Source organism: Pseudomonas sp. B10, from assembly GCF_900156235.1.
GTDB classification, from domain to species: Bacteria; Pseudomonadota; Gammaproteobacteria; order Pseudomonadales; family Pseudomonadaceae; genus Aquipseudomonas; species Aquipseudomonas siliginis.
Genome location: NZ_LT707063.1, coordinates 3,781,447 through 3,797,575 on the forward strand (window position 1 = coordinate 3,781,447; position 16,129 = coordinate 3,797,575).

Here is a 16,129-nt window from a genome sequence, read left to right on the forward strand (position 1 = left end):
AAGATCGCAGCCTTCGGCAGCGCCTACAGGGAAACGCATTCCAACGTAGGAGCTGCCGAAGGCTGCGATCTTTTGATCTTCAATCAACTCGACGCCACACGCTCGCCAGCCACGGCTGCTGCTCACGCGGCAACCCGGCGGGCCGGTAATAATGCTCCAGCTCGACGAACCCCGCCGCCGTCAGCAACCCGCGCCAGGCCTCGAGATCGTGATACGAGCCGTAGCGCGGCCCGTTCCAGCCCTCTTGGTTGTCGCCACGCGGATTGGAACTGAACAGCACGCCACCCGGTTTCAAGGTGCCGTGCAGTTGCCGTAGCACTTGCGGCAACACCTGCAACGGCACATGAAACAGCACGGCATTGGCGAAGATCCCGTCGAAGCGCTTGGCGGGTAGATCAAGCTTGAGAAAGTCCTGCTGCCAGACTTCGCAACCGCTGTCTTCGCGGGCCATGCGCGCGAACTCCTGCGAGCCATCGAGGCCGACCGCGACGTGGCCAATGCGCGTGAAGGTTTGCAAATCCCGCCCCGGCCCGCAGCCGAAATCGAGAATCGTGAAGGGTGCTTCACCGTGAATGTGGCGCAGCAAGGCCTCGATGTTCTGGCTGACATCGTGGTCGCGCGTGCCTTCACGGAAATCCTCGGCCACCGAGTTGTAGTGTCCAAGGGTGGTGGCGGTGATCTGTTCGAGGTCGCTGGGCGTTTGCTTCATGATCGATGCTGTATTGGCGGTGTGAGGGCGGACTATAAGCTTTTTCACCGGCAAAAAAACGCCGCCTGCGCTGGGGCCAGTGCAGGCGGCAATGGGTGCCAGGCTTCAGTGCTGCTTCGCTCCCAGACAATCGATCGAGCGGTCCATCATCGCCTTGGCCATTTCCAGCAGATGCCAGACCGAGAACACCATGGCTCGATCCGCGCCCCCGAGCTGGTCACCGCATTGATGGACGGTCACCGAGGCGCAGCGCAGCAGATCGGCAACATACAGTTGGGCGTCCTCCAGCGTCACATCTTCGCTGATGCTGTAGACGCGTTTCTGTCCCGCCAACGTGACCTGATTGCCGGCCAGATGCGAGTCGACGGCGCGGCACAGTGCAGAGCGATCCTTGAGCAAATCCTCGGTGAACCGCTTGCTTGAGGTAAGGCTGAGTGGCGGATCGGCAAGATTTTTTTCCATGGGTAAACTCCTGACTTCAAGTGGGAGCCAACCATTTCGCGACTAAACGAGCAGGACGGCGGCTGCACGCGGATCAGTCGCCGGCCGGACAACTGAATCCAGTCACCGCAAAACAGTGACGACCGGAGATTAGCTACAGGATATTTCGGGTACAAGCGGGCAAATTATTCTAGGAATCGTCCTGCAAACCCCCGTGGTTCGGGCTGGCGAAACGACAAAAGTGGTGTAGGAAGCATCTGATTTTTGCGAAGGGCGTTGCCTAAGATATCGCGATCACAAGGGCCTGATTGATGGCCACCTGCCGCCATCGACCTTAGCGCTTATTCAGTCCTCGCGCCAGCCCGTCTGAATGACCGCACGGGTGCGCAAACCTGAATGCATCTGGTAGTTCTTACAGTATCGGGATGGAGAAAACTGGTTCAGTCTCGGCGTATAGACATCAGGGACTCGCGTAGCCGTGAATACCCGCCATGACACCGCCACTCCGACCTTGTCGGTCATTGACCCGCGCGCACTGGTGGTTCGCAGCGTTGCCTATTGCCGACACCCGGATAAAGCCGACATCGAATCGCGCATCACCCGGCAGATCTTTGATGAGGCGGGGCGTCAGGTAGCGTCGTGGGATCCGCGTTTGTACGGCGTTGCGCCCAAGCCGAATCTGGCCACGATCTACGCATTGAGCGGTCAAGACTTACTCGCAGACAGCGTCGACGCCGGTTGGCAGGTGCGGCTGTTGAATGAAGCGGGCTCGATGTGTTCTGGCTGGGATGCGCGGGGCAGTCAGAGTCACCGCCAATACGATGATCTGCTGCGACCGCTAGCCCTCACCGAGCAGGCGCACGAAGGGCAGCCTCACGTGGTCGAGCGCTGGACCTATGCAAAAGCCACCGATGATCACGCGCTGCACAACCAGTGCGGTCGACCGATCCGCCACGACGACCCGGCCGGCAATCGGCACTTCGATGACTACGGCCTCGGTGGCGCAGTGCTGGTGGAGTCGCGACGCTTTTTGATCGAGCTCGAGACGCCTGACTGGCCGCTCGAACCCGACCGGCGGGATGACTATCTCGAGGAAACCACCTACGTCACCCGGCAGACGTTCACTCCAACCGGCGACTTGCAGCATCACACCGACGCGGTAGGCAACCTCCGGACCCAGCATTACAACATCGCCGGGCAAGCTTGCGCGACCTGGCTGTTGCAGGCCGGCGAGGACAGGCAGCCGAAGTGCCTGGTCAGCGCCATTCGCTACAACGCGCAGGGTCAGATCGAAAGCGAAACGGCCGGCAACGGCGTCATCGCCCGCGCCGAATACAGCCGCGATGACGGCCGGTTGCTCAGACTGCTCGCCAGCGTCGGCACGCACCCTCCGTTGCAGGATCTGAATTACGTCTACGATCCGGTGGGTAACATCGTCAGCCTGGAAGATAAAACTCAAGCCGTGTCCTGGCTCAACAATCAGCGCATCGATCCGGTCAGTCGGTATCGCTACGACAGCCTTTATCAACTGGTCGAGGCCAGCGGTTGGGAAGTCAGCCAGCCCAGCCATGGTCCGGCCTTGCCGGAGCTGCTGCCCACACCACTGGACCCCAATCAACGGCGCAACTACACGCAGAAATTTGACTACGACGCAGCGGGCAACCTCATCACTCGCCATCACAGCGGTGAGCCGGGTTTTTCGATGTACACCTCCCAGCGCAGCAACCGAAGCCTGATGCAGCGCGACGATGGTTCCTTGCCCGGGGAAGCGGAGATAGCGCTGGGATTTGATGCGGCGGGTAATCAGTTGGAGTTGCAACGCGGTCAGGCCATGTACTGGAACGTACGCAATGAGTTAAGCCGGGTTGTGTTGGTGAAGCGTGCGAATGAAAGCGATGACTACGAGTGTTATGGCTACGACGAGCCTGGCCATCGGTTGCGTAAAACGACTGTCAGCCAAGCGTCCGGTCAGACACTGACGGTAGAAGTTCGTTATCTGCCGGGGCTCGAGATTCATCGCGAAGTCGATGGTGTCGAGCGACATGTCGTCAATGTCGACACCGGGCGCAATCAGGTACGACTGCTGCACTGGCCAAGCGCGGTGGACGGAGCCCAACTGCGTTACAGCCTCAGTGATCATCTTGGTTCCAGCACGCTGGAATTGGATGATGGTGCGGGGATTTTGACTCAGGAGCACTATTACCCGTTTGGTGGCACCGCGTGCTGGGCGGGTAAAAATGCATTGGCGGCGAAAAACAAAACGATTCGTTACTCAGGCAAAGAGCGGGATGCGACCGGTCTTTACTATTATGGATATCGTTATTACGCGCCGTGGTTACAGCGGTGGTTGAACTCCGATCCTCTTGGTGATATTGACGGCCCCAATCGTTATTTGTTTACGGTTAATAATCCGGTGTCCAAGTTGGACTTTTTTGGTGCGAACTCCACGCCTCCTCTTGATGTGGCTCATGCTTACGATCTCATGTTCAGTGAGGGTGAAGTATGGGACGGATTGAGTTTGGTATCTGAAAGTGGAGTTGACACGATTGCACGTGTCTCCTGTGCTAATGTTATTCTCTTGGATAGCGAGGTTGATAGTGAGCGACAAAGAAAGCTTGTTAAGAGTTTTTCGCGTTTTTCGATCGATGATTATTCAATTACACATTTCAGTAACGCAGATTTTACTGATCAGGATGGAGTTCATTTCAAAACGTTATTCACGTTGCGAAGCGAAAGAACCAAAGAGGATTATCTGGGTAACTCAGGAACAATTAATATTTCGCGTTATGGAAATCACGATTTTGTTTTTTTTGCCTTGGACGCTGGTGCTCAGCCCCAAAAGACTACCTCAAAATTCGGGGAGTTTCGCTACCACGCATCTTTCGCAGCCTTGAATGCCAAGTATCAATATACGCATATGGAGATAGGAGACTTATTGAGACCGAACTCTCGTGATATTAGTATCGGGCGAGCCAAAAGCTTGCCTTGGTTAGCTGCCGCCAGTGACGATGAGTTAATAGATTTTAAAAATAGAGCGGGGCTTCGGCCTGACAAAGAGAAAGATTTGTTGTTTTACGGAAAGGATATGCTTCAAGGTTTGGGTTTGAAAGTTGCCGTGGATCTCGGGTCTCTGAACGATTTCGTACAGGAGGCGGTGATTGAGTGGGCTGATGGAGATCGTACAATTGATAATATGACCGAAATAATTAATGTTTTTTATCGTCCGCAAATTTTGGTTCCGGGAGGGATCAAGTTCAGCGGCGGTGAATTTATATTGCGCAAGCCTTAGAGTTCAGGTTTATTGCCTATCCGCTAGTAGTGCCCTGCTCCACTCGTTTATCGTTGTAAGCGACGTGCACCAGCGGAGCAAAGTCGAAGATGCAAATGTTAGTTGCGGGTTTTACGTAGCAGTTGGTGGTCGGCCGGTTTTAGTGTTGGCTCACTTCACGTAGCCAACATCACAAGATTTGCTCACCGCTTGTTCAACCCCCGCGCCAACCGATCCCCACCCAACTGAATCACCGCCACCAACGCCACCAGCAAGACAATCACCGTCAACATGATCTGGCTGTCGAAGCGCTGATAGCCGTACCGATAAGCGATATCCCCCAGCCCACCAGCACCAATTGCCCCAGCCATGGCCGACGAATTGATCATCGTCACCAGGGTGATGGTGAAACCGCCGACAATCCCCGGCAGCGCCTCGGGCAGCAGCACATGCCAGACGATATGCCAGCGCCGGCAACCCATGGCCTGTGCGGCTTCGATCAGACCCTGATCGACCTCGCGCAGACTCACTTCGGCGATCCGCGCGAAGAACGGCGTTGCGGCGATTGTCAGCGGCACCACAGCGGCCCACACGCCATAGGTAGTGCCGACGATCAAGCGGGTGAACGGAATCAGCGCAACCATAAGAATCAGGAACGGAATCGAGCGGAACAGGTTGACGAAGGCGCCCAGCGCACGGTTCAACAGCGGCGCCTCATAGATCCCGCCTTTGTCGCTGGTGACCAGAATCACCGCCATGGGAATCCCCACCAGCAGCGCGATCAGCGATGACACGCCGACCATCAAAAAGGTGTCGATAAAACCCTGCAGCAAGCGATCAAACCACATAGCCCAATACCTCCACTCGTTGCGCCCATTGCCCGGCGCGTTCGCGCAATTGTCCGGCGCTGTACGCCGAGCCGCTGACGGCCAGTAAAAGCTGCCCCAGCGCGTGTCCCTGAATCCTTTCCACGCCGCCCTGAAGCAGCTTCACTTGGCCACCCAACGCCGCAAACAACGCGGCCAGATCCGGCTCATCAGCGGCACTGCCGGTGAACTGCAAACGCAACACCACCGCTGCATCAGACGCCGTGGATGCCGCCTGCAAACGGCTTTGCAATTCTTCCGGCAAGGCGTGTTGCAGCGGCGCGAGCAAAGTCTGGCTGACTGCGTGTTGCGGATTGCCGAACACTTGCCATACCGGGCCTTGCTCGACCACCTGGCCATGCTCGAGCACAACGACGCGGTCGCATATCTCGCGAATCACCGCCATCTCATGAGTGATCAGCACAATGGTCAGGCCGAGGCGTTTGTTGATCTCGCGCAGCAGGCCGAGGATCGACTGCGTGGTCTCCGGATCCAGCGCCGATGTCGCCTCATCGCAGAGCAGAATGTCCGGGTCATGCACCAGCGCGCGGGCAATGCCGACACGCTGTTTCTGCCCGCCGGAGAGTTGCGCCGGATAGGCCTTGTGCTTGCTCTGCAGGCCGACCAGTTCGAGCAGTTCGCGCACCTTGTTGTCGCGCTGTTCCTTCGGCACGCCGGCGACTTTCAGTGGCAACTCGACGTTCTGCCAGACGGTCTTGGCCGACATCAGATTGAAGTGCTGGAAGATCATGCCGATACGCCGGCGCAGGGCGACGAGGCGGTCTTCATCGAACTCGCCAATGTCGACCTGATCGATCAGCACCCGGCCCGACGTTGGCTGTTCCAGGCGATTGATCGTGCGGATCAGCGACGACTTGCCGGCGCCGCTGCGGCCGATGATGCCGAACACTTCACCACGCTGAATCGCCAGGTCGATGCCCTGCAAGGCCGCGACCGGGCCTTGTCGGCCGTCGTAGGTTTTGCCCACGCCGATAAAGCGAACGTGGGCGCGATTCAACTCGGGATGCAGCTCGGTTTTCTCAGCATTGTGTGGCTCTGGAAGCTCCAGTCGCCGTTGGATCGCTGCGGTCATGTTCAGCTTTCCCAACCGGCCTGATAGAGCTTGCCGTGGGCCTTGTCCAGCGCCGCGCGGACGGCCGGTGAATGCTGATAGATGTCGACGAACTTGATCAGGCGCGGGTCGGTTTTGCTCTTCGGCTGGATGACGAACTGGATCACGTATTCCTTGTGATCGAGACCGTCGAACAGCAGCGCCGAGCCGGCATCGAAGGTTTTCGCCAGACGGATGTAGGCTGGATAACCCTGGACCAGATCAGCGTCGTCATAAGCGCGCACCAGTTGCACGGCTTCGACCTGCAGGATCCTGACGTTCTTCGGATTGGCGACGATGTCGTCCTCGGTGGCTTTGTAGCCGACGCCCGGTTTCAGGGTGATCAACCCGGCCTTGGCGAGCAATTGCAAACCGCGTCCGCTGTTGATCGGGTCGTTGGCGATGGCGACGCTGGCGCCTTCGGGCAGTTCATCGAAGCTTTTGTATTTCTTCGAATACAGACCGACGTTGTTAATGATCCCAGGAGCGAATGGCACCAGATCGAAACCGGACGCGGCTTTGGCGTTTTCCAGGAACGGGATGTGCTGGAAGTAATTCACGTCGATGTCGCCAGCGGCGAGGCTGACGTTGGGCGCGATCCAGTCGGTGAATTCCACCAGTTCGACTTTCAGACCTTGTTTGGAGGCTTCCTCGACGGCGGCTTCCAGCGGGATGGCAAAAGCGGCGGTGGTGCCGATTTTCAGCGGCGCATCGGCAGCGAATACCGCCGAGCTGAACAGGCCGAAGGCCAGAGCCAGTGCTTTGACTGGGTGGGACAGGGTTTTCTTGGTCATGGTGGTTTTTCCAGTCAGTGCATAAGATTTGTGTGTCTGTTGTGGCCTCATCGCTGGCAAGCCAGCTCCCACAGGTTTTGTGTGCGCCGCAGACCCTTGTGGGAGCTGGCTTGCCAGCGATGCTTTTAGCGTCGGTACGAAGAGCCGGTATGTTGCTCAGGCAACTGCGCCTCACCGTGAAACAACTTCTCGCGCAAGGTCCCGCTGTCATACGCAGTCTTGTAAGAGCCGCGCCGCTGTAACTCCGGAACCACCAGTTCGATGAAATCGACATAGCTTTCCGGGGTGACGATGCGGGTCAGGTTGAAGCCGTCCAGCCCGGTTTCGGCGATCCACGATTCGAGTTGATCCGCCACTTGCTCGGGCGAACCGACCACGGTGATGTAACGACCACCAAGGGCGTGCTGGTCGAGCAATTTGCGCCGGGTCCAGTCGTTGTTCTGCAGGTTTTTCGTCGCCGACTGAATCGCGTTGCTCTTCACGTACTGGATCGGTTCGTCGATTTCGTATTGGGCAAAGTCGATACCGGTGGAGGCGGAAAAGTGCGCCACGCCAGCCTCGGCACTGGCGTAACTCAAATACTCGGCATGCTTGGTCCACGCCGCTTCTTCGGTGGCGCCGACGATCACATTGAGGCCCATGAACACCTTGATGTCCTCAGGATTGCGCCCGGCTTCGACGGCGCTGGCGCGAACCTTGTCGACCTGCACTTTGGTCGACGGCTTGTTCTGGCCGCTGATGAATACGCACTCGGCGTGACGCCCGGCAAACAGCAAGCCGCGATCGGAGCTACCGGCCTGAAACAACACCGGCGTGCGCTGCGGGGACGGCTCGCAGAGGTGATAACCCTCGACCTCATAGAACTCGCCCTTGTGCTCGACCTTGTGCACTTTGTCCGGGTTGGCGTAGATACGCTCCTCGCGGTCGTTGAGCACCGCGCCGTTCTCCCAGCTGCCTTCCCAGAGCTTGTACAAAACCTGCAGATACTCTTCGGCCTGGTCGTAGCGGCGGTCATGTTCGACCTGTTCGCGCAGGCCCATGGCTTTGGCGGCGCTGTCCAGGTAACCGGTGACGATGTTCCAGCCGACCCGGCCGCGACTCAGATGATCGAGCGTCGACATGCGCCGGGCGAACAGATACGGCGGCTCGTAAGTGAGATTGGCGGTCAGGCCGAAGCCGAGGTTTCTGGTTACAGCAGCCATCGCTGAAACCAACAGCAGCGGATCGTTGACCGGCAACTGGATCGACTCTTTCAGCGTGACGTCCACCGAGTTCTGGTAGACGTCGTAGACGCCGACGATGTCAGCGATGAACAAGCCATCGAACAATCCACGCTCAAGCAACTGCGCCAGTTCGGTCCAGTACTCGATGGTGTTGTAGCGGGTCGATGTGTCGCGCGGATGCGTCCACAGGCCATGGTTGATATGGCCGATGCAGTTCATGTTGAACGCGTTGAGCAGAATTTTCTTTTTCGCAGCGCTCATCAGATCGTCCCTCGCAGCGGAGGGTTTTCATCGTTGAGGTAATAATTGCCTACTGCGTGATATTTCCAGCGCACCGGGTCGTGCAGGGTGTGCACGCGCGCGTTGCGCCAGTGCCGGTCGAGGCCGTGTTCGCTCAGCGTCGCCTGGCTGCCGGCCAGTTCGAACAGCGTGCTGCCGGCGGCGAGGGAAATTTCCGTGCTGATCGCCCGCGCTTCGGCAACCGCGATCGATGCGGCGGCGACGGTTTCGGCGTTGGTCTCGGCTTGCGCGGCATCGAGGATTTCGCCGGCACGTTCGAGCAAGGCTTCCGTGGCGTGCAGCCGAATGCTCAAGTGGCCGAAGCTCTTCAATGTCAGCGGATCTTCGGTGGCCTTGTCGTTGCCGGAATCGATCCACGGACGGGTTTTGCTGCGCACGAAATGCAAGGCATCTTCGTAAGCGGCGCGGGCAATGCCGGTGTCGATGGCGGCGTGGAGAATCTGCGCCAGCGGGCCGACCGTGGTCGGGCGCTCGAAAGCGCTCTGGAACGGCAGCACGTCTTCCGCCGCTACATACACATCTTCGAACACTACCGAGCCACTGCCAGTGGTGCGCTGGCCGAAGCCGCTCCAGTCGTCGATCACCGTCAGGCCCTTGCTTTCGCGCGGGACGAAGGCCAGTTGCTGTACGCCGTTTTCATCGACCACCGACGTCGGAATGCGCTGCGCGTAAATCGCCCCGGTCGAGTAGAACTTGCGACCGTTGATCCTATAACCAGCGCCGTCGTGGGTGAGACGGGTGACGCGGTCGTGAGCGGTTTTGGTGCCCAGTTCCGCCAGCGCATTGCCGAAGCGTTGGCCGGCGAGCACCTCGGCGTACAGGCGCTGTTTCTGTTCATCGCTGCCATTCACGCGCAGCACTTCCAGTGCGTAGAAATGGTTCTGCGGAATCTGCCCGAGTGAACCGTCGGCCTGAGCGATGAGTGCGATGACTTTGGCCAGGGTGACGTTGGATACGCCCGCGCCGCCATATTCTTTCGGCACGCTGATGCCCCACAGGCCGGAGCGGGAAAACACTTCCAGCTCGGCCAATGGCAGGCGGCGTTCGCGGTCGCGCAGGGCGCTGTCGCGTTTGAAATCTTCAGCCAGGTCGCTGGCGACGATCAGGGCTTGCTCATCGCTGGTGATGAGCGCGACGTGATGGGAAAGCGTCATAGGGGGTTCTCCAGATGACTGGTCGTCTCAGATCCAGGAATGGCGAGCCGGCAAAGTGCCGTTCAGGCGATAGGCGCCGACCGCGTGATATTTCCAGCGCACCGGGTCGTGCAGGGTGTGCACGCGGGCGTTGCGCCAGTGGCGGTCGAGATTGAATTCGGCGAGGGTCGCGCGGCTGCCGGCCAGTTCGAAGAGCTTTTCGCTGGCCAGCAGCGAGATCTCGGTGGTCAGTACTTTTGCTTCAGCCACGGCGATCGAAGCGCGAGCAGCGGACTCAGCAGTGAGTGGCGCCGCGTGAACCTGATCAAGCACTTGCCCGGCCTTGCGCAGCAGCGCTTCGGCGGCGTGCAGTTCGATTTTCAGTTTGCCGATATCGGCAATCACATAGAGGTCATCACTGGCGCGCTCGACCTTGGCGTCGATCCATGGCCGCGCGCGGGTTTTGACGAAGTCGATGGCGTCGTCGATGGCGCCACGGGCGATGCCGGCGTCGATGGCCGCTTGAATCAGCTGCGACACCGCGCCTTGGGTGTTCGGCTTGTCGTTGATCTTCCAGTTGTCGATAACCAGGCTCGACTCGACGCGCACGTTGTTCAGCAGGATCGTGCCGCTGGCGGTGGTGCGCTGACCGAAGCCCGACCAGTCATCGACGATGCGCAACCCCGGCGTGCCGCGACGGACGAAGGCCAGCACCTGTTTACCGTCATCGTTGAGCGCTTTCACCGCGACCCAGTGGGCGAACAGGGCGCCGGTGGAATAGAACTTCTGGCCGTTGATCACGTGGTCGTCGCCGTCAGCGGTGATCCGCGCCTTCAGTTCCAAGGTGTTTTTGGTGCCGCGTTCCGGGCCGGCATTGCCGATGCGCCAGCCTTCCAGAACACTCTGGAACAGCTGCTTTTTCTGCGCTTGGGTGGCGGTGCCGAGCACCAGATGGATGATGCCGAACTGGTTCTGCGGGATCTGTCCGAGCGCCGGGTCGGCGGCAGAAATGATCGCGAATACTTCGGCCAATGTGACGAAGGAAACCTGCGGGCCACCGTATTCGCGCGGGATGGCAATGCTGCCCAGACCGCTGCGGGTGAACTGTTCGATTTCCGACCACGGCAGCTTGCGCTGACGGTCACGTTTGGCCGCTTGCACACGGGCGGCTTGCGCCAGCTCGTGGGCGGCCTTGATGGCTTGAGCGTCGTTGCGCAGTACTTGCGCGGGCAACAACAGTGGGGCGATGTCCAGATCGGACTGCAGATTCGCATCTGCCAGACTGGACATCAGTGCCGCTCCCTGGCTGCACGCAATGCCCTGGCGATCTGCACTGGGGTGATTGTGTTCCGGACCATACCTACCTCACATTTCATGAAAAACGCCGCGAAGTGCGGCGATTGAAAGAATGTCCGGTGGTCCGGTGCATATACCCTAAGCGTGTATAAAAATTAAATAAACTAACTTTTAGGAATATACATATAAGGGTGGAATGTTCGTGTTGGTTAACGAGGTTCAGGTGAGAGATAACTGACCTCCCACCCCTGAGCAGGTCTCACTTGGTACGTGATTCAGCAGCCTTGAATTCGGGCTTCAGCGGGACTTTCACGTACGGATTCACGCAACCGATTTTCAACGTGCGCGGCGGTGCCCAGCGCGAGTTGTTACCGACCCGGTCGAGGATGCAGTACGTCACGTCCAGTCGCAGGTCTTCGCCCGCTTCGACAATGACCGCCGGTGGCACCCAGACCTGAATCGGCAGCCCGACGTCGGCCGCAGTGAGCGCCGCCAGATCCATGCGCACATCGCCCCAGCGCAATGTGATGGCGTCGTCTTCGGCCATGTTCAGGTACGGCTCGATGGTCAGCGGCACGCCGCGTTTGATCTGGCTGGGGTTGACGCCCTGGCGGCGAATCGCTTCGGGGATGATCACTGGTGCCAGTTGCTGGTTTTCATCTTCGCAGTGCGCAGCGGGCTGGCCACCCGGGCAATCGAGTTTGACCTGTATCCGCGTCGTTGCCGAAACCGCGGCGCCCTGGCCGACCTGCATCACGCGGTAGTGAATGCGCGCGGTGCCGTTGGCAATGAAACTCTCCGGCACCCGCAGGCTGACCGACTCGCCCACATCGGCCGCGCTGAGGACTTTTGACGCGACATAACATTTGTTCCAGAACAGTTCGATCAGATCGCCATTGTCCATGCCGCTGTAGGGCGGCACGTCGATGAGCAGGTGGGCTGCTGTAGCCAGGTTGATGCCGGTTTTTTGTGCGCATGCCAGCGTTGGCGCTGCAAGTTCGGGGGTGTGCGAAGTGCGGGTCATCGGTTTCTCTCCTTGAAGTCTTGCAGCGAAATCCGTTTCTGGAAAACAAAAAAGGCGCGAATCAACTGGCAATAAAAGCGACAAGTATTTGCTCGATATTAATGCGGGTTGTTTGAACTAAGGGGCGCCGGTTGCCGACTAGATAAAAGTCTGCGGAGAGGGGTGTCAATAGAGGGGGTTAGTTAATGCGTAAATTACAAGTTAATCAGAAAGCTCCTACGTCATCGAGGCACTAAGCCTAGGCGTAAGCGCGAAATCAGCTACAGATAAACAGCGGTTTCGCGGCGTTTTGTGCGGGTTCGTTCACCGGCAAACGTATGGAAATATGACGAATCGAGAATGTGCGTCATCGTTGCGCAATGTATATCTGCGCGCACAAGTAATAAATGTTCAGAAGAATGAAATGCCGGGGAGGGATAACTTCCGTCCGTGGAAGTTGAGGGCTGTGGCAGAGAAAGTTCTCAGGCGTGATTCAGAAACTTGCTGAGAAACTGTTTGGTGCGTTCTTCTTTCGGGTTGGCAAACAGTGCCTTGGCTTCACCCTGTTCAACAATTACGCCCTTGTCGAAAAACACCACGCGATTGGCCACGTCACGGGCAAACCCCATTTCATGAGTGACAATCACCATGGTGCGATTTTCTTCGGCAAGACCGCGAATGGTCGCCAGCACTTCGCCGACCAGTTCCGGGTCGAGGGCGGAGGTCGGTTCGTCGAACAGAATGACTTCCGGCTCCATCGCCAGCGCCCGAGCGATTGCCACGCGCTGTTGCTGGCCACCGGACAGACGACGCGGATACGCGTCCTCCTTGCCGGCAAGCCCCACTTTGGTCAGCAGCTTTTTACCCAGAGCAACTGCCTGGTCGCGCGGCATCTTCTTGACCACGATCGGGCCTTCAATGACGTTTTCCAGGGCGGTGCGATGGGGGAACAGGTTGAAGTTCTGGAACACGAAGCCGACGTGCTGGCGCAGGTTGCGCACCAGACTTTGCTGCTGGTTCAGCGGGCGGCTGGTATCGATTTCGATATCGCCGACCTTGATCCGGCCGCTGGTGGGTTCTTCGAGGAAATTCAGGCAGCGCAGGAACGTCGTTTTCCCCGAACCACTGGGGCCGATGATCGCGACGACTTCGCCTTCCTTTACCTCAAGGTCGATGCCGTTTAGCACGACCTGACCCTTGAATTGCTTGGTCAGTTTTTCCACGACAATCATCGCGTCAGGACTCCTGGTCGTGCCGATTGACCCGCTCTTCCAACTTGTTCTGCAAGTGCGAAAGCACCGTGGCCAGAATCCAGTAGATCAGCGCGGCGGCAAGATACATGGTGAAGACTTCAAAAGTCCGGGCGGTAATCAGCTGCGCCTGACGGAACAGCTCCGGCACCTGAATGGTCGCGGCCAGCGCCGTGTCCTTGACCAGGGAAATGAAGCTGTTGCCCAGCGGCGGCAATGCCGTGCGCATCGCTTGCGGCAGGATGGCCCGGCGCAGGGTCTGCGCGCGGGTCATGCCGATACTCGCAGCGGCTTCCCACTGACCGCGTTCGATCGAACCGATCGCGGCACGCAGGATTTCACAGGCGTAGGCGGCCATGTTCAGCGAGAATCCGATCAGCGCTGCCGGCAGCGGATCAAGCTCCATGCCCAGTTGCGGCAAGCCGTAATAGATCACGAACAACTGCACCAGCAACGGCGTACCGCGAAAGAACGACACGTAGATGCGGGCCAGCCAACTGACCGATTTGAAGCGCGACAGGCGCATCAGCGCGAGGCCGAAGCCCAGCAGCAGACCGAAGAACATCCCGCCGAGGCTGAGGACTACCGTGTAGTACGCGCCCTTCAACAGAAAGGGCGCGGAATCCAGCGCGAGTTGGAAAGCCTCTTCCATTATTTAGTGACGTCTGCGTTGAAGTATTTCTTCGACAGTTTCTCGAGAGTGCCGTCAGCACGCAGTTCGTCGAGCGCCTTGTTCACCGCAGCCAGCAGTTCAGGCTCGCCTTTGCGCAGGGCGATACCGGATTCCTGACGCGAGAAGGCCTCACCGGCAGCTACGGTTTTCGGGGCTTTCTTGGCGTATTCGAGGGCAGCCAGACGGTCGATCAGGATGGCATCGGTACGACCGTTGTTGAGGTCGGCGAACTTGGTCGGATCATCATCGTAGGTGCGCACGTCAGCACCCGGCACGTTGGCGCGAACCCACTGCTCGTAGTTGGTGCCCAGGCCGACACCGACTTTCTTGCCGGACAGGTCAGCGGCGGTCTTGATGTTCAGCGCCGACTCTTTGCTTTTCAGCACGAGGGCCTGGATGCCGGACACGGTGTACGGTTCGGAGAAGTCATACTTCTTCTTGCGCTCGTCGGAGATGGTCACTTGGTTGACCACCAGATCCAGACGCTTCGATTCCAGCGCGGCGAGGATGCCGTCCCATTTGGTCGGCTGGATCTTGGCCTTGACGCCGAGTTTTTGCGCCAGCGCTTCGGACAGCTCCACTTCAAAACCCGACAGCTTGCCGTTCTCGTCGACGTAGCTGAACGGTGGGTAAGTGCCTTCCAGGCCGACATTGAGAACGCCCTTGTCCTTGATCTGTTGCAACTGCTCACCGGCCACTGCCTGACCGATCAGGCCAGCGCTGAGCGCGAGACCCAGCGAACCGACCAGCAGAGTGCGACGTAGTGCGGAAAAATTCATGACAAGCCCCTGTGTTTTCTTATGGAAGACGCTTAAGGAATGTAGGCAAATTGGTGATTTGAACGACAGCGCTATCCTGCCTTAAAGCAGCTTAAGCGTCTCGCCCGAAATTCGCCTGCGGCGAGACTATAAGATGTGATCGTTAGACTTGAAAATACTTAATATCAATTTTGATATTCGCTTTCTGCATAAGATCATTCCCACGCTCTGCGTGCGGAACAATCACCATCTCTTGATCTGCTCTTACAGAAAATCCTTGTAGGCAAACAACGCTGGCGCGCCCCCGGTGTGCAGGAAGATGATCGGGCCGTCATCGAGTTGTTGCCGGCCAATCCCGTCTAACAGGCCGGCCATGGCCTTGCCGGTGTATACCGGGTCAAGCAACAGACCTTCCTGAGCCGCCAACAGTTTCACCGCCGCCAAAGTACCGGCATTCGGTTCGCCATAACGTGGGCCGAAATATTCGTCCCACAGCTCGACCTTGAAGCTGGCCGGCAACTCGACGCCCAGCAGCTCACCGGTGCGTTCGGCCAAACCCTGCACCTTCGGCCGCTGATCTTCTTCACTGCGCGAAACGGTCACGCCAATCACCGGCAGTTGCGGCAGCGCCTCACTCAGCGCCAGTCCGAGGCCACTGTGAGTACCGGCACTGCCCGACGCCAGCACCACTGCGGCGAAATCGAGGCCGCTGTCCTTGATCTGCTCGGCCAGCTCCAGCCCGGCGCGCACATAGCCCAGGGCGCCGAGCGCGTTGGAGCCGCCAATCGGCACCAGATACGGCTTCTTGCCGTTGCTGCGCAGGCGCACGGCGAGGGCGGCCAGTTGTTCGTCGGCATTGTCGAGGTTGTCGACCAGCTCGACTTTGGTGTCGAACAGATCCAGCAGTAAGCGGTTGCCGTTGCCGGTGTAATTTCCATCATCAGTGCCGAGCGGGTTTTCCAGCAGCGCCACACAACCGAGGCCGAGTTTCGCCGCCAGCGCGGCGGTCTGGCGCACGTGGTTCGATTGCAGCGCACCGGCAGTGATCAGCGTGTCAGCACCTTGCGCGAGCGCGTCGGCGGCCAGGTATTCGAGTTTGCGCAGCTTGTTGCCGCCCATCGCCAGCGGCGTCAGGTCATCGCGCTTGATGTACACCTCGCGACCAAGCCAGGTGGACAGGCGTTCGAGTTTTTCCAGCGGCGTGGGGTGGCTCAGCAGTTCGAGACGGGGGAAACGTTGCAGCTGTTGTTTGATCATGAGTCCGTACTGGCGCAGAAGAATGAAAGGACTATAGGCACGCGATT

General features: G+C 58.7%; 14 protein-coding genes. 1 reads left to right on the top strand and 13 read right to left on the bottom strand.

The features are described from left to right. Window positions 1–79: 79 nt before the first annotated feature. Both BXA01_RS17170 and BXA01_RS17175 read right to left on the bottom strand, forming a co-directional pair. A complete protein-coding gene (locus BXA01_RS17170; RefSeq protein ID WP_076565028.1) occupies window positions 80–709 on the bottom strand; it encodes a class I SAM-dependent methyltransferase in 630 nt (209 codons plus the stop codon). Window positions 710–814: 105 nt separating this feature from the next. After that, window positions 815–1,171, bottom strand: a complete 357-nt coding sequence (locus tag BXA01_RS17175; RefSeq protein WP_041477463.1) for a DUF6124 family protein — start codon at window positions 1,169–1,171, stop codon at window positions 815–817. Window positions 1,172–1,628: 457 nt separating this feature from the next. Between BXA01_RS17175 and BXA01_RS17180 the strand changes: the two genes are divergently transcribed. Then, window positions 1,629–4,439 carry an RHS repeat domain-containing protein gene (locus BXA01_RS17180; RefSeq protein WP_076565030.1) on the top strand — a complete coding sequence of 937 codons (2,811 nt, stop codon included), beginning with the start codon at window positions 1,629–1,631 and terminating at the stop codon, window positions 4,437–4,439. A 182-nt stretch (window positions 4,440–4,621) separates the two neighbouring features. On the opposite strand, the gene BXA01_RS17185 is transcribed toward BXA01_RS17180, so the two are convergent. The 11 genes from BXA01_RS17185 to BXA01_RS17235 form a co-directional block, all read right to left on the bottom strand. Beyond that, a complete protein-coding gene (locus BXA01_RS17185; protein ID WP_076565032.1) occupies window positions 4,622–5,266 on the bottom strand; it encodes a methionine ABC transporter permease in 645 nt (214 codons plus the stop codon). Continuing rightward, complete coding sequence (locus tag BXA01_RS17190) at window positions 5,256–6,377, bottom strand: methionine ABC transporter ATP-binding protein (RefSeq protein WP_076565034.1); 1,122 nt, start codon at window positions 6,375–6,377, stop codon at window positions 5,256–5,258. The genes BXA01_RS17185 and BXA01_RS17190 overlap by 11 nt, the downstream gene beginning before the upstream one ends. 2 nt (window positions 6,378–6,379) lie before the next feature. Beyond that, a complete protein-coding gene (locus BXA01_RS17195) occupies window positions 6,380–7,189 on the bottom strand; it encodes a MetQ/NlpA family ABC transporter substrate-binding protein (protein ID WP_076565036.1) in 810 nt (269 codons plus the stop codon). 125 nt (window positions 7,190–7,314) lie between these two features. Beyond that, the gene (locus BXA01_RS17200; protein ID WP_076565038.1) at window positions 7,315–8,673 is read right to left on the bottom strand and encodes an LLM class flavin-dependent oxidoreductase; all 1,359 of its coding nucleotides are present in this window, start codon (window positions 8,671–8,673) and stop codon (window positions 7,315–7,317) included. Next, window positions 8,673–9,866, bottom strand: coding sequence for an SfnB family sulfur acquisition oxidoreductase (locus BXA01_RS17205; RefSeq protein WP_076565040.1), 1,194 nt, complete (start codon window positions 9,864–9,866; stop codon window positions 8,673–8,675). The genes BXA01_RS17200 and BXA01_RS17205 overlap by 1 nt, the downstream gene beginning before the upstream one ends. Before the next feature lie 27 nt (window positions 9,867–9,893). After that, complete coding sequence (locus tag BXA01_RS17210) at window positions 9,894–11,135, bottom strand: SfnB family sulfur acquisition oxidoreductase (protein WP_076565041.1); 1,242 nt, start codon at window positions 11,133–11,135, stop codon at window positions 9,894–9,896. Between the two features lie 265 nt (window positions 11,136–11,400). Beyond that, window positions 11,401–12,165, bottom strand: coding sequence for a hypothetical protein (locus BXA01_RS17215; protein WP_076565044.1), 765 nt, complete (start codon window positions 12,163–12,165; stop codon window positions 11,401–11,403). A gap of 461 nt (window positions 12,166–12,626) precedes the next feature. Further along, a complete protein-coding gene (gene tcyN / locus BXA01_RS17220; RefSeq protein ID WP_076565047.1) occupies window positions 12,627–13,376 on the bottom strand; it encodes an L-cystine ABC transporter ATP-binding protein TcyN in 750 nt (249 codons plus the stop codon). Window positions 13,377–13,380: 4 nt separating this feature from the next. Continuing rightward, complete coding sequence (tcyL, locus tag BXA01_RS17225; protein ID WP_016772200.1) at window positions 13,381–14,046, bottom strand: cystine ABC transporter permease; 666 nt, start codon at window positions 14,044–14,046, stop codon at window positions 13,381–13,383. After that, entirely contained in the window at window positions 14,046–14,846 is an 801-nt protein-coding gene (gene tcyJ / locus BXA01_RS17230; RefSeq protein WP_016772199.1) for a cystine ABC transporter substrate-binding protein, read from the bottom strand. Before tcyJ ends, tcyL begins: the two co-directional genes overlap by 1 nt. 243 nt (window positions 14,847–15,089) lie before the next feature. After that, complete coding sequence (locus tag BXA01_RS17235; RefSeq protein ID WP_076565049.1) at window positions 15,090–16,082, bottom strand: D-cysteine desulfhydrase; 993 nt, start codon at window positions 16,080–16,082, stop codon at window positions 15,090–15,092. Between the last annotated feature and the right edge of the window lie 47 nt (window positions 16,083–16,129).

Bases quoted from the DNA above. Each gene is read 5' to 3' on its own strand.
- tcyN (WP_076565047.1), bottom strand. From the start codon at position 13,376: ATGATTGTCGTGGAAAAACTGACCAAGCAATTCAAGGGTCAGGTCGTG.
- BXA01_RS17175 (WP_041477463.1), bottom strand. From the start codon at position 1,171: ATGGAAAAAAATCTTGCCGATCCGCCACTCAGCCTTACCTCAAGCAAG.
- tcyL (WP_016772200.1), bottom strand. From the start codon at position 14,046: ATGGAAGAGGCTTTCCAACTCGCGCTGGATTCCGCGCCCTTTCTGTTG.
- BXA01_RS17170 (WP_076565028.1), bottom strand. From the start codon at position 709: ATGAAGCAAACGCCCAGCGACCTCGAACAGATCACCGCCACCACCCTT.
- BXA01_RS17235 (WP_076565049.1), bottom strand. From the start codon at position 16,082: ATGATCAAACAACAGCTGCAACGTTTCCCCCGTCTCGAACTGCTGAGC.
- BXA01_RS17210 (WP_076565041.1), bottom strand. From the start codon at position 11,135: ATGTCCAGTCTGGCAGATGCGAATCTGCAGTCCGATCTGGACATCGCC.
- BXA01_RS17215 (WP_076565044.1), bottom strand. From the start codon at position 12,165: ATGACCCGCACTTCGCACACCCCCGAACTTGCAGCGCCAACGCTGGCA.
- tcyJ (WP_016772199.1), bottom strand. From the start codon at position 14,846: ATGAATTTTTCCGCACTACGTCGCACTCTGCTGGTCGGTTCGCTGGGT.
- BXA01_RS17195 (WP_076565036.1), bottom strand. From the start codon at position 7,189: ATGACCAAGAAAACCCTGTCCCACCCAGTCAAAGCACTGGCTCTGGCC.
- BXA01_RS17200 (WP_076565038.1), bottom strand. From the start codon at position 8,673: ATGAGCGCTGCGAAAAAGAAAATTCTGCTCAACGCGTTCAACATGAAC.
- BXA01_RS17190 (WP_076565034.1), bottom strand. From the start codon at position 6,377: ATGACCGCAGCGATCCAACGGCGACTGGAGCTTCCAGAGCCACACAAT.
- BXA01_RS17185 (WP_076565032.1), bottom strand. From the start codon at position 5,266: ATGTGGTTTGATCGCTTGCTGCAGGGTTTTATCGACACCTTTTTGATG.
- BXA01_RS17205 (WP_076565040.1), bottom strand. From the start codon at position 9,866: ATGACGCTTTCCCATCACGTCGCGCTCATCACCAGCGATGAGCAAGCC.